Origin of the sequence: Salmonella sp. NW1250, from assembly GCF_051812965.1 — a bacterium.
GTDB lineage: Bacteria > Pseudomonadota > Gammaproteobacteria > Enterobacterales > Enterobacteriaceae > Salmonella > Salmonella enterica.
On record NZ_JAMNDD010000018.1, the window covers coordinates 1 to 15,852 of the forward strand.

At 53.0% G+C, this 15,852-nt stretch carries 14 protein-coding genes; 6 read left to right on the top strand and 8 right to left on the bottom strand.

Translation table 11 applies throughout. The features are described 5' to 3' along the window. Window positions 1-201: 201 nt before the first annotated feature. Together NBA72_RS22310 and mdtD are read left to right on the top strand one after the other, a co-directional pair. On the top strand, window positions 202-906 hold the full coding sequence (locus NBA72_RS22310; RefSeq protein ID WP_042949723.1) for a FadR/GntR family transcriptional regulator: 705 nt from the start codon (window positions 202-204) through the stop codon (window positions 904-906). An 11-nt stretch (window positions 907-917) separates the two neighbouring features. Continuing rightward, entirely contained in the window at window positions 918-2,345 is a 1,428-nt protein-coding gene (mdtD, locus tag NBA72_RS22315; protein ID WP_000202071.1) for a multidrug transporter subunit MdtD, read from the top strand. Here the strand turns inward: mdtD and rbsR are convergent. The 7 genes from rbsR to kup all read right to left on the bottom strand — a co-directional run bounded on the left by rbsR (window position 2,311) and on the right by kup (window position 10,278). Next, entirely contained in the window at window positions 2,311-3,309 is a 999-nt protein-coding gene (gene rbsR / locus NBA72_RS22320; protein ID WP_000224487.1) for a ribose operon transcriptional repressor RbsR, read from the bottom strand. The genes mdtD and rbsR overlap by 35 nt on opposite strands. A 3-nt stretch (window positions 3,310-3,312) precedes the next feature. Beyond that, window positions 3,313-4,242 carry a ribokinase gene (gene rbsK, locus NBA72_RS22325; protein ID WP_000844730.1) on the bottom strand — a complete coding sequence of 310 codons (930 nt, stop codon included), beginning with the start codon at window positions 4,240-4,242 and terminating at the stop codon, window positions 3,313-3,315. Window positions 4,243-4,374: 132 nt separating this feature from the next. Beyond that, window positions 4,375-5,265 (bottom strand): ribose ABC transporter substrate-binding protein RbsB, encoded by an 891-nt coding sequence (gene rbsB / locus NBA72_RS22330; protein WP_001056260.1) that lies wholly within the window; start codon window positions 5,263-5,265, stop codon window positions 4,375-4,377. A gap of 24 nt (window positions 5,266-5,289) precedes the next feature. Beyond that, window positions 5,290-6,255 carry a ribose ABC transporter permease gene (gene rbsC / locus NBA72_RS22335; RefSeq protein WP_000211345.1) on the bottom strand — a complete coding sequence of 322 codons (966 nt, stop codon included), beginning with the start codon at window positions 6,253-6,255 and terminating at the stop codon, window positions 5,290-5,292. A gap of 5 nt (window positions 6,256-6,260) precedes the next feature. Further along, window positions 6,261-7,766 (bottom strand): ribose ABC transporter ATP-binding protein RbsA, encoded by a 1,506-nt coding sequence (gene rbsA / locus NBA72_RS22340; RefSeq protein ID WP_042949722.1) that lies wholly within the window; start codon window positions 7,764-7,766, stop codon window positions 6,261-6,263. A 7-nt stretch (window positions 7,767-7,773) separates the two neighbouring features. Continuing rightward, window positions 7,774-8,193, bottom strand: a complete 420-nt coding sequence (rbsD, locus tag NBA72_RS22345) for a D-ribose pyranase (protein WP_000715944.1) — start codon at window positions 8,191-8,193, stop codon at window positions 7,774-7,776. 216 nt (window positions 8,194-8,409) lie between these two features. Further along, a complete protein-coding gene (kup, locus tag NBA72_RS22350) occupies window positions 8,410-10,278 on the bottom strand; it encodes a low affinity potassium transporter Kup (protein ID WP_042949721.1) in 1,869 nt (622 codons plus the stop codon). Between the two features lie 347 nt (window positions 10,279-10,625). Here kup and ravA point away from each other — a divergent pair, with 347 nt between their 5' ends. Both ravA and viaA read left to right on the top strand, forming a co-directional pair. Then, window positions 10,626-12,122, top strand: a complete 1,497-nt coding sequence (ravA, locus tag NBA72_RS22355) for an ATPase RavA (protein WP_000940975.1) — start codon at window positions 10,626-10,628, stop codon at window positions 12,120-12,122. After that, entirely contained in the window at window positions 12,116-13,567 is a 1,452-nt protein-coding gene (gene viaA / locus NBA72_RS22360; RefSeq protein WP_042949720.1) for an ATPase RavA stimulator ViaA, read from the top strand. The genes ravA and viaA overlap by 7 nt, the downstream gene beginning before the upstream one ends. A gap of 4 nt (window positions 13,568-13,571) precedes the next feature. On the opposite strand, the gene asnA is transcribed toward viaA, so the two are convergent. Continuing rightward, the gene (gene asnA, locus NBA72_RS22365; RefSeq protein WP_000845118.1) at window positions 13,572-14,564 is read right to left on the bottom strand and encodes an aspartate--ammonia ligase; all 993 of its coding nucleotides are present in this window, start codon (window positions 14,562-14,564) and stop codon (window positions 13,572-13,574) included. A gap of 150 nt (window positions 14,565-14,714) precedes the next feature. Here asnA and asnC point away from each other — a divergent pair, with 150 nt between their 5' ends. Continuing rightward, window positions 14,715-15,173, top strand: a complete 459-nt coding sequence (gene asnC / locus NBA72_RS22370) for a transcriptional regulator AsnC (protein ID WP_000433016.1) — start codon at window positions 14,715-14,717, stop codon at window positions 15,171-15,173. A gap of 89 nt (window positions 15,174-15,262) precedes the next feature. Then, entirely contained in the window at window positions 15,263-15,706 is a 444-nt protein-coding gene (gene mioC / locus NBA72_RS22375) for an FMN-binding protein MioC (protein WP_024157385.1), read from the top strand. Window positions 15,707-15,852 lie beyond the last annotated feature (146 nt).

Genomic DNA, 15,852 nt, shown 5'->3' on the forward strand with positions numbered 1-15,852 from the left:
GTTCCGTGTCAGTGGTGGCGCATTATAGGGAGTTATTTCTGCCTGACAAGAGGAAATTTAAAATAATTTTCTGAGTGTCTCTTTTTTCATCAACAGCGGGCTTAACGTGCCATAAAATAAGCAAATTGCCGTTATTGCAACTGCAATCACACTTCCAGGTGGCATACTAATAACCAAACGAAAGAGAAAGGAAGAACATTCATGCCTTTAAGCGCACAACAATTAGCCGCACAGAAAAATCTATCCTATGTTCTGGCTGAAAAGCTGGCGCAGCGGATATTAAAGGGTGACTACGCCCCCGGTACGATTCTTCCCGGCGAAATAGAACTGGGCGAGCAGTACGGCGTAAGTCGAACGGCAGTTCGCGAAGCGGTGAAAACGTTGACGGCTAAAGGTATGGTGCTCCCCCGTCCGCGCATTGGTACGCGGGTGATGCCGCAGGGAAACTGGAACTTTCTGGATCAAGAGCTGCTGACCTGGTGGATGACGGAAGAAAATTTTCATCAGGTGGTAGATCATTTTCTGGTGATGCGTATTAGCCTGGAGCCACAAGCCTGCCTGCTGGCGGCGACTCTTGGCACACAGGAGCAGAAAGCGCGGCTTAATGCCTTAATGGAAGAGATGGTCGCGCTGAAAAAGCATTTTAAGCGTGAACGCTGGATTGAAGTGGATATGGCGTGGCACGAGCATATCTACGAAATGAGCGCCAATCCCTTTCTAATCTCTTTTGCTACGCTATTTCATTCGGTTTATCACACTTACTTTACCTCAATCACCTATAACGAGGTGGTAAAGCTGGATTTGCACCAGGCCATTGTTGATGCCATCGCTGATGGCGACGGCGAACGCGCTTTCCAGGCCTGCCAGGCGTTGTTAATAGCGCCCAATGAGAGACCAGATAATTAACAGGATATTGAATGACCAGCAAAAAAGCGCGCAGTATGGCTGGCCTGCCGTGGATCGCGGCGATGGCCTTCTTTATGCAGGCGCTAGACGCCACCATTTTGAATACCGCTTTACCGGCTATTGCGCATAGCCTTAACCGTTCACCACTCGCCATGCAGTCCGCTATTATCAGTTATACCCTGACAGTAGCCATGTTAATTCCGGTAAGCGGCTGGCTGGCTGACCGCTTCGGTACGCGTCGCGTCTTTATGGTTGCCGTAAGTCTGTTTACGTTAGGCTCGCTGGCCTGCGCGCTCTCCAGTTCACTATCTGAATTGGTTATTTTTCGCGTCGTACAAGGCGTCGGCGGAGCGATGATGATGCCAGTGGCGCGACTGGCGTTATTGCGAGCCTATCCGCGTAGTGAGCTGCTGCCCGTTCTTAACTTTGTCACTATGCCGGGGCTGGTAGGTCCAATTCTGGGGCCGGTATTAGGCGGCGTACTGGTGACCTGGGCAAGCTGGCACTGGATCTTCCTGATTAATATTCCCATTGGTGTTGCAGGCATTCTGTATGCCCGCAAATATATGCCCAACTTCACCACGCCGCGTCGCAAGTTTGACATGACCGGCTTCTTTCTTTTTGGGTTAAGTCTGGTTTTATTTTCCAGCGGAATGGAACTGTTTGGCGAAAAGATTGTGGCGACATGGATCGCATCCGCCATTATTTTTTGCAGTATCGTTCTACTATTGGCCTATATCCGCCACGCCCGCCGTCATCCGACACCGTTAATATCACTATCGCTGTTTAAGACACGCACATTTTCCGTCGGTATTGCCGGCAACCTCGCCACGCGTCTGGGGACAGGCTGCGTACCTTTTTTGATGCCGTTAATGCTACAGGTTGGTTTTGGCTACCCGGCTCTGATCGCCGGCTGCATGATGGCGCCGACAGCTTTGGGTTCTATTATCGCGAAATCGACCGTAACGCAGGTTTTGCGACGTTTGGGATACCGGAAGACTCTGGTCGGCATTACGGTATTTATCGGTCTGATGATTGCCCAGTTTTCGTTTCAATCTCCCGCCATGCCGATCTGGATGCTCGTACTGCCGCTATTCATTCTTGGAATGGCGATGTCCACTCAATTTACGGCAATGAATACGATTACTCTTGCGGATCTGACGGACGATAACGCCAGCAGCGGCAACAGCGTTCTGGCGGTTACGCAGCAATTGTCTATCAGTTTAGGCGTGGCGATCAGCGCGGCGGTGTTACGTATTTATGAAGGTTTTGCGGGCACCAGTACCGTGGAACAGTTCCACTATACCTTTATCACGATGGGGGCGATCACTATCGTGTCCGCGCTGATGTTTATGCTGCTAAGAGCCAAAGACGGCAACAATCTGATTAAAGAACGGCATAAATCTAAACCGACCCACGCACCGTCAAAACCGGAGTAAGCTGAAGTCGCTGTTGTTGCAAGGCGGGCTGCGCCATCCGATGAATCAACACATCAATAGCCAGCTCGCCCAATTCATCTTTCGGCTGATGGATAGTCGTCAGCGGCGGCGTCATATAGCGCGCCAGCTCAATATCATCATAGCCAATGACTGCCATATCCTGCGGAATACGAAGCCCCGCCTGATATAGCGCCTGATAGGCGCCGACAGCCATCGCATCGTTTCCGGTAAAAACCGCTTGCGGTCGCTGTTGATGGGCGAGTAACGCCTGCATGGCGTCAAAGCCGCCGCCAAATTCAAAATCGCCGGTGATCTCATAGCCTTGCGGAATAGCCAGCCCTGCGCGTTTCATCGCCGCCCGATACCCTTCCAGCCGTAAACGCGCTGGCGTTTTGTCCAGCGGGCCGGTAATACAGGCTATTCGGGTAAATCCTTTATCGATAAGGTGTTGGGTGGCAAGATCGCCGCCTAACAACGAATTATCCTGAATGAGATCGCTATCGCCCTCGCCATCAAACGGCGACCAGTCCATCATGACGGTAGGAATAGACGGATAACGCTCCATGATTTCACGAGAAGGCTGATGCGTTTCGGTACACAGCAGCAGTAAACCGTCTACCCGTTTTTGCATCAGCGTCTCCAGGTTGCGGTTCATCCGTTGCTCGTCGCCTTCGGTATTGCACAGCACCAGACTATAACCGCGCTCAAAACAGCTTCGCTCAACGCCGCGCACCAGTTCGGAATAAAAAGGGTTGGTACTGGCGGTAATCAGCATACCAATCGTGCGGGTCTGGTTTAACTTGAGGCTTCGCGCCAGCGCAGAAGGCGCATAGTTAAGTGATTTAATCGCCGCTTCAACTTTTTCGGTTATCGTCTCACTCACAAAGCGATCTTTGTTAATAACGTGAGAGACCGTCGATGTAGAGACTCCCGCCAGGCGGGCAACATCTTTCATAGTAGCCAAGCGTTACCCCTGCTGATGTAAAAACGCTTCTATCTCTTCGCGCCACGGAACGGACGGTTGCGCGCCTTTACGCGTTACGGCAATCGCGGCGGCGGCATGGGCAAAGCGAATCGCTTCCGGCAACGGCGTCTCCTCCAGTATCGCGGTGATAAAGGCGCCGTTAAACGTATCTCCGGCGGCAATGGTATCGACAGCCTCAACGCTAAATCCAGGAACGCGGCGGCCCTCGCCGTTTACGCTGGCCCAGACGCCACGGCTTCCTAAGGTAATTAATACGGTTCGAATGCCTTTATCATGCAAAACCTGCGCAGCTTTCGCGGCATCGTCGTCATTTTCCACACGCACGCCCGTCAGCTTTTCAGCTTCCGTTTCATTTGGCGTGATGATGTCCACCAGCGCCAGCAGTTCATCCGGTAGCTCACGGGCAGGCGCCGGGTTAAGCGCAACAGTAGTATGATGTTGATGGGCGATTTTCGCCGCCGCCAGTACGCTTTCCAGCGGCGATTCCAGCTGCATCAGTAACGCATCCGCCTGCGCGATACGTTCACGTTGCGCATCAACCAACGCCGGCGATAACGCGGCATTCGCTCCGGCATGAATACCGATGACGTTCTCGCCTTCGCCGTTAACGAAAATCAGCGCCACCCCGGTAGACTCGCCTTTAATAACGCTAACTGGCGCGATATCAATACGATCGCTGACTAATTGTTTACGAATACTGTCGCCAATATCGTCATCGCCCGTGCAGGCGATAAACGCAATATTTGCCCCGCTACGTCCCGCAGCAACCGCCTGATTCGCGCCTTTCCCGCCAAACGCGACCTGATAATGGCTACCGGTTACCGTTTCACCCGGGGTAGGGAAGGACTCAAGATTAAGGATATGATCGGCATTAATGCTGCCAAGGACGATGAGATTACCTGCGGTTTTCATATTCGGGGTTCCACGTCAAAGTGCGCCACCGGTTAGGGTGGCGCGTGCCCTGCTTTTCTTTTTTTACGTTCACCTCAGCGGAGGCTCGCGTATTTCTGTCGCCATCAGGCCATAGTTGACCCGTGTCGTTTATTACTGCTTGATGACCAGTTTCAGGTCAACCGGATATTTGGCCTGAACTTTTTCGCCTTTCAGCACCTTATCCGCCACTTCAACGCCTTTGGCGCCGATTTGATCCGGTAACTGAGCGATAGTCGCTGCCAGTTTGCCATCTTTTACGGCCTTTTCGCCATCCGGCGTACCGTCAAATCCAACCACCATCACATCTGCTTTACCGGCAGTTTGCAGCGCGCGCAGTGCGCCCAGCGCCATTTCATCGTTCTGGGCGAAGACAGCCTGAACATCCGGATGCGCGGTCAACAGGTTCTGCATGACGTTCAGACCCTTAGTACGGTCGAAATCGGCAGGCTGGCTGGCCAGGACATTAAATTTGTGAGCGGCTACCGCCTGCTGGAAACCTTCGCCACGCTCACGCGCCGCAGATGTTCCGGCAATGCCTTGCAACTCAATCACTTTAGCGCCTTCGCCAGCTTTTTTCGCGATATAATCGCCAGCGATCTTACCGCCCAGCACGTTATCAGACGCGATATGGCTGACGACATCGCCTTTGGTTGCCTGGCGGTCAAGCGTGATAACCGGAATCTTCGCCTGGTTCGCCATCTTCACCGCGTTACCCACCGCATCGGAGTCAGTCGGGTTGATCAGCAGAATTTTGGTCCCGCGAACGGTTAAATCCTGCACGTTCGCCAGCTCTTTGGCAGGGTTGTTCTGGGAGTCCAGCACCACCAGGTTATAACCCAGTTTATCCGCCTCTTTTTGCGCCCCGTCTTTTAACGACACGAAGAAGGGGTTATTGAGGGTAGAGATCACCAGCGCAATGGTGTCTTTCGCCATTGCATTCGCGCTCACGGTGGCGCTCAGCGCAACAGCAGATACCAGGGTAGCCAGTTTTTTCATGTTCATATTTCAGATGTCCTGTAGTCGTTGTTACTGCTTTTTGTTGTCTACCAGTACCGCCAGCAAAATCACCACCGCTTTGACGATCATCTGGTAATAGGAGGAAACACCTAACAAATTCAAACCATTATTAAGGAAGCCGAGAATCAATGCGCCGATCAATGTCCCAACAATGCGCCCTTTACCGCCAGCAAGGCTGGTGCCGCCCAGCACCACGGCGGCAATAGCATCCAGCTCATAGCCGGTACCCGCCGTCGGCTGCGCGGAAGAGAGGCGCGCCACTTCAATGATGCCCGCCAGCGATGCTGTCAGGCCGCAAAGTGAATAGACGATAATTTTCACTTTGCTCACGCTAATGCCAGACAGACGCGTCGCCGCTTCGTTACCGCCCAGCGCGTAGATATAGCGTCCCAGACGGGTGTGATGCAGCATATACCAGGCGGCGATAAAGACGATAGCCATGATCCAGACCGGCGTAGGAACGCCCAGCGGACGGCCGATACCGAACCAGCCAAACAGATCGGCGTTATCGGTAAAGCCGGTGTTGACCGGGCTACCGTCGGTGTAAACCATCGTCACGCCACGCAGTAGCAGCATCATCACCAACGTAGCGATAAACGCCTGTACGCGTCCCTTCGCGACGATAACGCCAGTGACGGCGCCAATCGCAGCGCCCAGCGCCAGCGCGGCGGCAACCGCGACCAGCGCATTCACTTCAACGCCGACGATTGAAGCGGCAACCGCGCCGGTGAGCGCCAGCAGGGAACCGACGGACAGATCGATCCCCGATGTCAGAATCACCAACGTCATCCCCACCGCCATAATGGCGTTAACGGAGGTCTGTTGAAGAATATTGAACAGATTATTAACGGTAAAAAAGTTGGGGCTCAACGTCGAAACAATCGCGATCAACACCAGCAGGGCAATGAGCGACTTCTGCTCAAGAAGCCACGCTTTAGTGAAATAACGGCGACCAGAAACAGCCTGGGTTGTCATCTTTTTTACTCCTGATTCACGCGATTAAGCTTGCCCACTGCGGCAGCCATTAACACTTCCTGGGTGGCCTGCTCGCGAGTAAATTCACCGCTGAGATGCCCTTCATGCATGACGATGATGCGATCGCTCATGCCTAATACTTCTGGCATCTCAGATGAGACCAGAATGATGCTCAGGCCGTCGGCCTTAAACTGGTTGATAAGCTGATAAATCTCTTTCTTGGCGCCGACGTCCACGCCGCGGGTCGGCTCGTCGAGAATGAGCACTTTCGGGCGCGTCATCAACCCGCGAGCAATCGCCACTTTTTGCTGATTACCGCCAGAAAGCAGGCCTATCGCCTGTTCCATTGACGGTGTCTTGACGTTGAACAGACGGATAAAATCCCCCACCGCCTGCTGCTCATCTTTGTGTTTCAGGCTTCCGCCAGCGCGGCTGAAATAGTCCAGCGCCGTCAGCGACATATTCTCTTTAACTGACATGCCGAGCACCAGTCCATCGCGCTTACGGTCTTCAGAGATATAAACGATGCCATTGGCCAGCCCGTCCTGCGGAGAACGCGTCACCACTTCGTGTCCATCAAGCGTCACATAACCGCTGGTTCGCGGCATCGCGCCGTACAATACTTTCATCAGCTCGGTGCGACCGGCGCCCATCAGGCCGGAGATGCCAAGAATCTCGCCTTTTCGCAGCACAAAAGAGACATCATTCACGCCCGGTCCGCACAGATTATCGACCTTGAGGCGAATCTCACCCGGCGCGTTATCCAGATGCGGGTACTGATCTTCCAGCTTACGTCCCACCATCATTTCGATAAGAGAATCTTCGGTCAACGTGGCCACTTCACGCTCGGCGATAAATTGCCCATCGCGGAAGACCGTCACGTCATCGCAAATTTCGAAGATCTCTTTCATACGGTGGGAGATATAGACAATGCCGCGCCCCTGCGATTTTAATTCGCGGATAACGCGGAACAGAGAGTCGGTTTCAGTGTCGGTCAGCGCATCGGTCGGTTCATCCATAATGATGACTTTGGATTCGAAGCTCAGCACTTTGGCGATTTCCACCATTTGCTGATCGCCGATAGAGAGTTCGCCCACCAGCTTATCGCTCTTAAAGCGCAGATTGAGTTTGACTAAGAGGTGGTCGGCTTCGGCATACATCTTTTTCCAGTCGATTTTGCCAAAGCGATTCACAAACTCACGGCCCAGGAAGATATTTTCCGCAATGGTCAACTGCGGAATCAGGTTCAGTTCCTGATGAATAATGCCGATCCCGGCTTCCTGAGACGATTTAGGCCCGTTAAAGGTGGTCTCTTTACCCAGCCATAACAACGATCCCGCATCTCGCGTATAGATGCCGGTTAATACTTTCATCATGGTGGATTTTCCGGCGCCGTTTTCCCCCACCAGCGCCATAACGCGGCCAGGATAAACGTTTAACGCGGCGCCGGAGAGAGCCTTCACGCCGGGGAACGCTTTATCGATCCCTTTGAGTTGCAGTAATGCGTCCATAGCGGCCTCAGAAAGTGACGCCAGCGCAAAGAATGACGTTCGCATACGGGGAACACTCCCCGCTGCGAATCACTGCCTGACTGTCTGCAGTCAATTTTTTGAATTGTTCGTGTGTCGTATAACTAATTTTTATGGTGTTTCCCTGGTGTTGCTGCAGTTGCTCAAGGTGAGTGAGCAACGTTTCGTGGAGCTGCGGATTCTGTTGTTTGATTTCCGTTGCAAGAATCGCCGCCTCAACCTGCATTTCCCGGGTCACAACATCCACCACCTGCATAAAAGAAGGTACGCCCTGGGTTAGTGCCATATCGATACGCGCAGTGCTATTCGGGATGGGTAAACCCGCATCACAGACCACCAGAGTATCAGTATGCCCCAGACGGGAAATGACCGACGAGATTTCAGAGTTGAGTACGGTGCCTTTCTTCATTTTTCTGCTCCACTAGCGAAACGTTTCGCTGGCCGCAGTGTAACCCTGGATGTGTTCATAAAACCATCATGACGTAACAGAATTGTGATCGCCGTCGAAACGTTTCGCTAGCGGAAATCAGGTGAAGATAATCGCCCAATGGCGATTATCTTGTGGGAATCTACGGATTGGCCAGGCCGGGTAAGCCAATGCGGCCCCCGGCATGTTGATGAGAGGTTAAATCTCGACCTGCGTACCTAACTCAATCACGCGGTTAGGCGGGATCTCGAACTGATCCGGCGCGCGCAGGGCGTTGCGTTGCAACAACAAATACAGCTTGCCGCGCAGACGCAAATACCACGGGCGTTTGCCGACAATCAACGACTCGTGCGACATAAAGAACGACGTTTCCATCATCCGACAGCTAAGGCCTTCCAGACCGCAGCGGTGGAACACCTCTTCAACGTTTGGCGTTTCGCGCCAGCCGTAGCTGGCCACCACGCGCCAGAATGTCGGAGACAACTGCTCAATCTGCACCCGGCGAACGTTATGCACATAAGGCGCATCTTCCGTACGCAACGTCAGTAAGATTATGCGCTCATGCAACACTTTGTTGTGCTTCAGGTTATGCAATAAAGCAAAAGGGATCACACTGAGCGCGCGCGACATGTATACGGCAGTACCCGGCACCCGAACCGGCGGTGACTTCTCCAGTGAAGCAATCATCGCTTCCAGCGAATTACCGTGTTCATGCATACGACGCAACAGACGGAAACGCTCGCTCTTCCAGGTGGTCATGATCGTGAACATGATCAGGCCCAGGCTCAGCGGCAGCCAACCACCGGACAACAATTTGTCGAGGTTGGCCGAGAACAGCGGGATATCCACGCACAGGAATGCGATGAGGATCAGCGCGACAAAATATTTGTTCCAGTGCCAGTTCTTACGCGCCACGGTCGTAGAAAGAATAGACGTCAGCACCATCGTGCCGGTCACGGCGATACCATAGGCCGCCGCCAGGTTGCTGGAGTGCTCAAAGCTAACAATAACAACCACGACCGCGAAATAAAGCAGCCAGTTAACGAAAGGGATATAGATCTGACCGGACTCCATCTCGGAGGTATGGATAATGCGCATTGGCGACAAATAGCCAAGACGCACAGCCTGACGCGTCAGCGAAAAGACGCCGGAAATTACCGCCTGGGAGGCGATCACCGTCGCCAGCGCGGCCAGAATCAGCAGCGGAATTAACGCCCAGTCCGGCGCCAACAGGAAGAAGGGGTTTTTAATCGCTTCCGGATGCTTTAGTAGCAATGCGCCCTGACCAAAGTAGTTCAGTACTAACGACGGCAATACCACGGTAAACCACGCCAGGCGAATCGGGAACTTACCGAAGTGCCCCATATCGGCGTACAACGCCTCTACGCCGGTAATCGACAGCACCACCGCGCCCAATGCAATAAATGATACGGTTTTATATTCAAGGAAAAAACGTACCGCCCAGACAGGATTCAGCGCATGTAACACTTCGGGATTGGCGATAATACTGCGCAGGCCAAGTACCGCCAGGATTAAAAACCAGGTCAGCATGATCGGCGCAAAGAGTTTTCCTACCATTCCCGTACCGTGCTTCTGAATCATAAACAACAGAGTCAGCACAATAATGGAGAGCGGGACAATCCAGGTATCCAGCTGCGGCGCGACAATCTCCAGGCCTTCAATCGCCGACATCACCGAAATCGCCGGCGTAATGACCACTTCGCCATAGAAAAAGCTGCCGCCTATCAGTCCCATGATAACTAACATGGATGTGGTGCGCGCCGAGGTATTACGCCCGGCAAGCGACATCAGCGTCAAAATTCCACCTTCACCCGCGTTATCGGCGCGCATCACGAAGGTGAGATATTTGATGGAAACCACAAAGATGAGTAGCCAGAAGATCAGCGACAGAAAACCAAACACGGCATCTCGTTCAACGCCAAAACCAAACTGACCGGACAAACATTCACGAAGCGTATAAAGCGGGCTGGTACCAATATCACCGTAGACAACCCCAATAGCTGCGAGGGTAATCGCAGGCAACGATTGCTTATTATCAGTGCTCATAGACTCATCTTTCGTTTATACACGTCACCCTTCACCCTACCTCCTTGTCGGCTGCATTCGCTTACCCCAGTCACACGTTTAAGTCAGTGCCAGGGGATTCACTCCTTTGCCGCCTTGATGTAGTTTGAATGAATGAGTGTATAGATATGAAATGTGTGCTTAGTCCCTTGGCCCACAAAAAAGCGCACAGTATGCACGATTAATCATAAAATCGTACCCCTAAATGAAGCCAGATTAACCTGGCTCAAAGAAAAATAAACAGCGCGTCAGACGATTACAGCCCCGGTGGTGAAACGTCTATACTCGCAATTAGCATGATCCATTTGTCGAAAGGACGCCTCTTTATTATGGCTCACCCACATTTATTAGCGGAAAGAATTTCCCGTCTGAGCAGCGCCCTTGAGAAGGGGCTGTATGAACGTAGTCACGCCATACGCCTGTGCCTACTGGCGGCGTTAAGCGGTGAGAGCGTCTTTTTGTTGGGCCCGCCCGGTATCGCCAAGAGTCTGATTGCCCGCCGCCTGAAGTTTGCTTTCCAGCGCGCCCGCGCTTTTGAATATCTGATGACACGCTTTTCCACGCCGGAAGAGGTGTTTGGCCCGCTCTCTATTCAGGCGCTGAAAGATGAAGGTCGCTATGAACGCTTAACGACCGGCTATCTTCCCGAAGCCGAAATCGTTTTTCTGGATGAAATCTGGAAAGCCGGGCCCGCTATCCTGAACACATTGCTGACCGCCATTAACGAACGCCATTTCCGCAACGGCGCATTTGAGGAAAAAATTCCGATGCGGCTGCTGGTGGCGGCCTCCAACGAACTGCCCGAAGCGGACAGCAGCCTGGAAGCCTTGTACGACCGAATGTTGATTCGCCTGTGGCTGGATAAAGTTCAGGATAAAGCCAATTTCCGCTCCATGCTAATTAGTCAGCAGGATGAGAGTGATAACCCGGTCCCCGCCTCGTTACAGGTTAGCGACGAAGAATATCAACAGTGGCAAAAAGATATCGGCGCGATTTCACTCCCTGATCCGGTCTTTGAGCTGATATTTACTCTGCGCCAACAGCTGGATAATTTGCCGAATGCGCCTTATGTCTCCGACCGTCGCTGGAAGAAAGCCATCCGCCTGTTACAGGCCAGCGCCTTCTTTAGCGGACGCGACGCGGTTGCGCCGATTGACCTTATCCTGCTAAAAGATTGCTTGTGGTATGACGCGCAGAGTCTGAATCTCATGCAACAGCAACTGGAAATATTGATGACCGGACACGCCTGGCAGCAGCAGGCCATGCTGACTCGCCTCGGCGGTATCGTCCAGCGTCGCCTCCAGTTGCAGCAACAGCAAAGCGATAAAACCGCCTTCACCGTCATTAAAGAAGGCGGTATGTTCAGCCGTCGCCCGCATTACACTTTACCGCCGGAAGCCAGTGCGTCAACGTTGACGTTATTGCTACAAAAACCGCTAAAACTGCATGATATGGAAGTGATCCATATTACCTTTGACCGCAGCGCGCTGGAACTTTGGCTGACCAAAGGCGGCGAGATCCGCGGCAAACTGAATGGGATCGGCTTTGCCCAAACGCTGAATATGGAAGTCGATAACGCTCAACATCTGGTGGTGCGCGACATCAGTCTACAAGGTACCCGTCTGGCGTTACCGGGAGCGGCTGAAGACAGTATGCCTGCGGAGATCAAACAGCAGTTGGAAACGTTAGAAAACGACTGGCGCCAACAGCATACCCGCTTCAGCGAGCAGCAACATTGCCTGTTTATTCACAGCGACTGGTTAGGGCGCATTGAGGCCAGCCTGCAGGATGTAGGAGAACAGATCCGCCAGGCGCAACAATGCTGACGCTGGATACGCTAAATACCATGCTGGCCGTCAGCGAAGAGGGAATGGTCGAAGAGATGATCCTCGCGCTACTGGCTTCCCCACAGCTGGTCATTTTCTTTGAAAAGTTTCCGCGTTTAAAAAACGCCGTGACCGCCGATCTCCCGCGCTGGCGGGAAGCGCTACGCAGCCGTCTTAAAGACGCACGCGTTCCGCCGGAACTCACGGAAGAGGTCATGTGTTATCAGCAAAGCCAACTTCTCTCTACACCACAGTTCATCGTGCAACTGCCGCAAATACTGGCGTTGCTTCACCGCCTGCATTCACCGTATGCCGCGCAGGCGAAGCAGTTGACGGAGAGCAACAGTACCTTTACCCCTGCGCTACACACGCTTTTTTTGCAACGCTGGCGGTTAAGTCTGGTCGTGCAGGCCACCACGTTAAACCAACAACTACTGGAAGAAGAGCGCGAGCAGTTGCTGAGTGACGTTCAGGAACGGATGACGCTGAGCGGGCAACTGGAACCGACGCTGGCGGAAAATGATAATGCCGCAGGCCGCCTGTGGGATATGAGCGCGGGCCAGCTTAAACGTGGTGATTATCAACTGATCGTAAAATACGGCGAATTTCTCGCCGCCCAGCCGGAGCTAATGCAACTGGCGGAACAACTGGGACGTTCGCGGGAAGCCAAATCGGTACCGAAAAAAGACGCGCCGATGGAAACCTTTCGTACACTGGTACGCGAACCCGCAACGGTGCCGGAGCAGGTTGACGGTATTCAGCAAGGCGATGATATTCTGCGCCTGTTGCCGCCAGAGCTGGCGACGCTCGGCATCACCGAGCTGGAATATGAATTTTACCGCCGGTTAGTGGAAAAACAGCTCCTCACCTATCGCCTGCATGGCGAAGCGTGGCGTGAGAAAGTGACCGAACGGCCGGTAGTACACCAGGATGTCGACGAGCAGCCGCGCGGACCGTTTATTGTCTGCGTCGATACTTCAGGCTCGATGGGGGGATTTAACGAGCAGTGCGCAAAAGCGTTCTGCCTGGCGTTGATGCGCGTTGCACTGGCGGATAAGCGCCGCTGCTTTATTATGCTGTTTTCCACTGACGTTGTGCGTTATGAACTCTCCGGCCCGGAAGGTATCGAGCAGGCCATCCGCTTTTTAAGTCAACGTTTTCGCGGCGGCACGGATATCGCCAGCTGTTTTCGCGCCATTATTGAAAGAATGCAGGGACGGGAATGGTTTGATGCCGATGCGGTGGTCATTTCGGATTTTATCGCCCAGCGCTTGCCGGATGACGTGGTGAGCAAAGTGGGAGAGTTGCAGCGTCTTCACCAGCATCGATTCCATGCGGTGGCGATGTCGGCGCACGGCAAACCCGGCATCATGCGCATTTTCGATCATATCTGGCGCTTTGACACCGGGATGCGAAGCCGCCTGCTGAGACGCTGGCGGCGCTAAAGGCTTATAAAATAGCAGGAATGCTTTCGCGAACCTGAGCGGGCCATACGCCGCACTGTACCTGACCAATATGCGGCAATTGCAGCAGCAACATCGTCAGACGCGACTGCCCAATCCCGCCGCCGATGGTCTGCGGCATTTCGCCGCGCAGCAGCGCCTGATGCCACTCCAGTTGCAGGCGATCTTCATCACCGGTCAACGCCAGCTGGCGCATCAGCGTATCGGCATCTACACGGATACCCATAGAGGAAAGCTCAAACGCATCTTCCAGCACCGGGTTCCACACCAGGATATCGCCGTTCAGACCGGCGTAACCCAGCTCAGATGCGGAGCTCCAGTCATCATAATCCGGCGCGCGTACATCATGGCGGTGGCCATCGCTCAGTTTACCGCCGATCCCCACCAGAAAAACGGCGCCAAGTTCTTTGGCGATCGCGCGTTCGCGCCCTTTCGCATCCAGATCCGGGAAACGCGCCAGCAGTTCCTGACTGTGAACAAAATGGATCTGATCCGGCAGGAACGGCGCCAGACCAAACTGTTTATGCACTTCCGCTTCCGTCGCCTTAATTCCTGCCCATATAGCCTCTACTGTGCTTTTCAGGGTGGAAAATTGGCGCTCGCCATCGCCCATGACACGCTCCCAGTCCCACTGATCCACATAGACCGAGTGGAGCGGAGAGAGTCGGTCTTCATCGGGGCGAAGGGCTTTCATGTGCGTGTACAGCCCTTCGCCCGCGCTGAAGTCATGTTGCCCCAGGGTTTGACGTTTCCACTTCGCCAGTGAATGCACCACTTCGAACTGGGCGTCAGGCAACGCTTTCACTTTTACCTGCACCGCTTTTTCACAGCCGGACAAATTATCCTGCGTACCATCCCCTACGCGACTCAGGATCGGCGCCTGGACCTCAATCAGACCCAGACGCTCCTCCAGCTGGCGAGAGAAATGTGATTTCACGAAGCTAATTTGACGTTGTTTGGCAATGTAAGCGGTTTTCATTTTTTTACTCCTGCGTCCTGTTGCCTATGATTAAGCAACAAAACGAGAGCACTATTCAATAATCAACAGATAAAAAGCTAACTTCGATTTTGATTCGTTAAAAATAATGGCTAAAATAGAGATAATCATTAATCTGCATAAGAAAAAGCGATGGAAAATTATCAGATCGACAATCTGGACCGCGGCATACTTGACGCCTTAATGGAAAATGCCCGCACCGCCTACGCCGAACTGGCCAAACAATTTGGCGTTAGCCCTGGAACCATTCACGTTCGCGTCGAGAAAATGAAGCAGGCCGGGATCATTACGGGCGCACGGATTGACGTCAGCCCTAAACAACTGGGCTACGATGTGGGCTGCTTTATTGGCATCATCCTCAAAAGCGCCAAAGACTATCCCTCCGCACTGGCCCGGCTGGAAAGCCTGGATGAGGTGACGGAAGCGTATTACACCACCGGTCACTACAGCATCTTTATAAAAGTGATGTGCAAATCAATCGACGCGCTTCAGCACGTACTTATCAACAAGATCCAAACAATTGATGAAATTCAGTCCACTGAGACACTGATCGTCTTGCAGAACCCGATCATGCGCACCATCAAGCCATGATCGGCTTTTTTAATCCCACATTTTTCCACAGGTAGATCCCAGCTCGTTCACAGAGTACAATGCAGCCTCTTTACCTGAGCGAGCGATCAATGGCAGACATTACTCTTATCAGCGGCAGCACCCTGGGCGGCGCCGAATACGTCGCGGAACATCTGGCGGAAAAGCTGGAAGCTGCCGGTTTTTCAACCGAAACGGTGCACGGTCCGTTATTAGAGGATCTGTCAACTTCCGGGATCTGGCTGATAATCAGCTCAACGCACGGCGCCGGAGACATTCCGGACAACCTGACCCCTTTCTATGAAGACCTTCAGACGCAGAAACCCGATCTTTCCGCGGTACGTTTCGGCGCAATTGGCATTGGTAGTCGAGAATACGACACGTTTTGTGGCGCGATTGAGAAAATAGAAGCGGAACTGAAAGGCGCTGGCGCAAAACAGGTTGGGGAAACACTGAAGATCAACATCCTTGAACATGAGATTCCGGAAGATCCAGCGGAGATTTGGCTAGGATCCTGGGTTAATTTACTCAAATAAGTGTAAAGATCGTGCGATCCATTGTGGATAAATCTGGTGGAAAGCTTGGATCAACCGGTAGTTATCCAAAGAATAACCGTTGTTCACTTTTTGAGTTGTGTATAAGTACCCGTTTTGATCCCAGCTTATACGGGCCACGATCACCG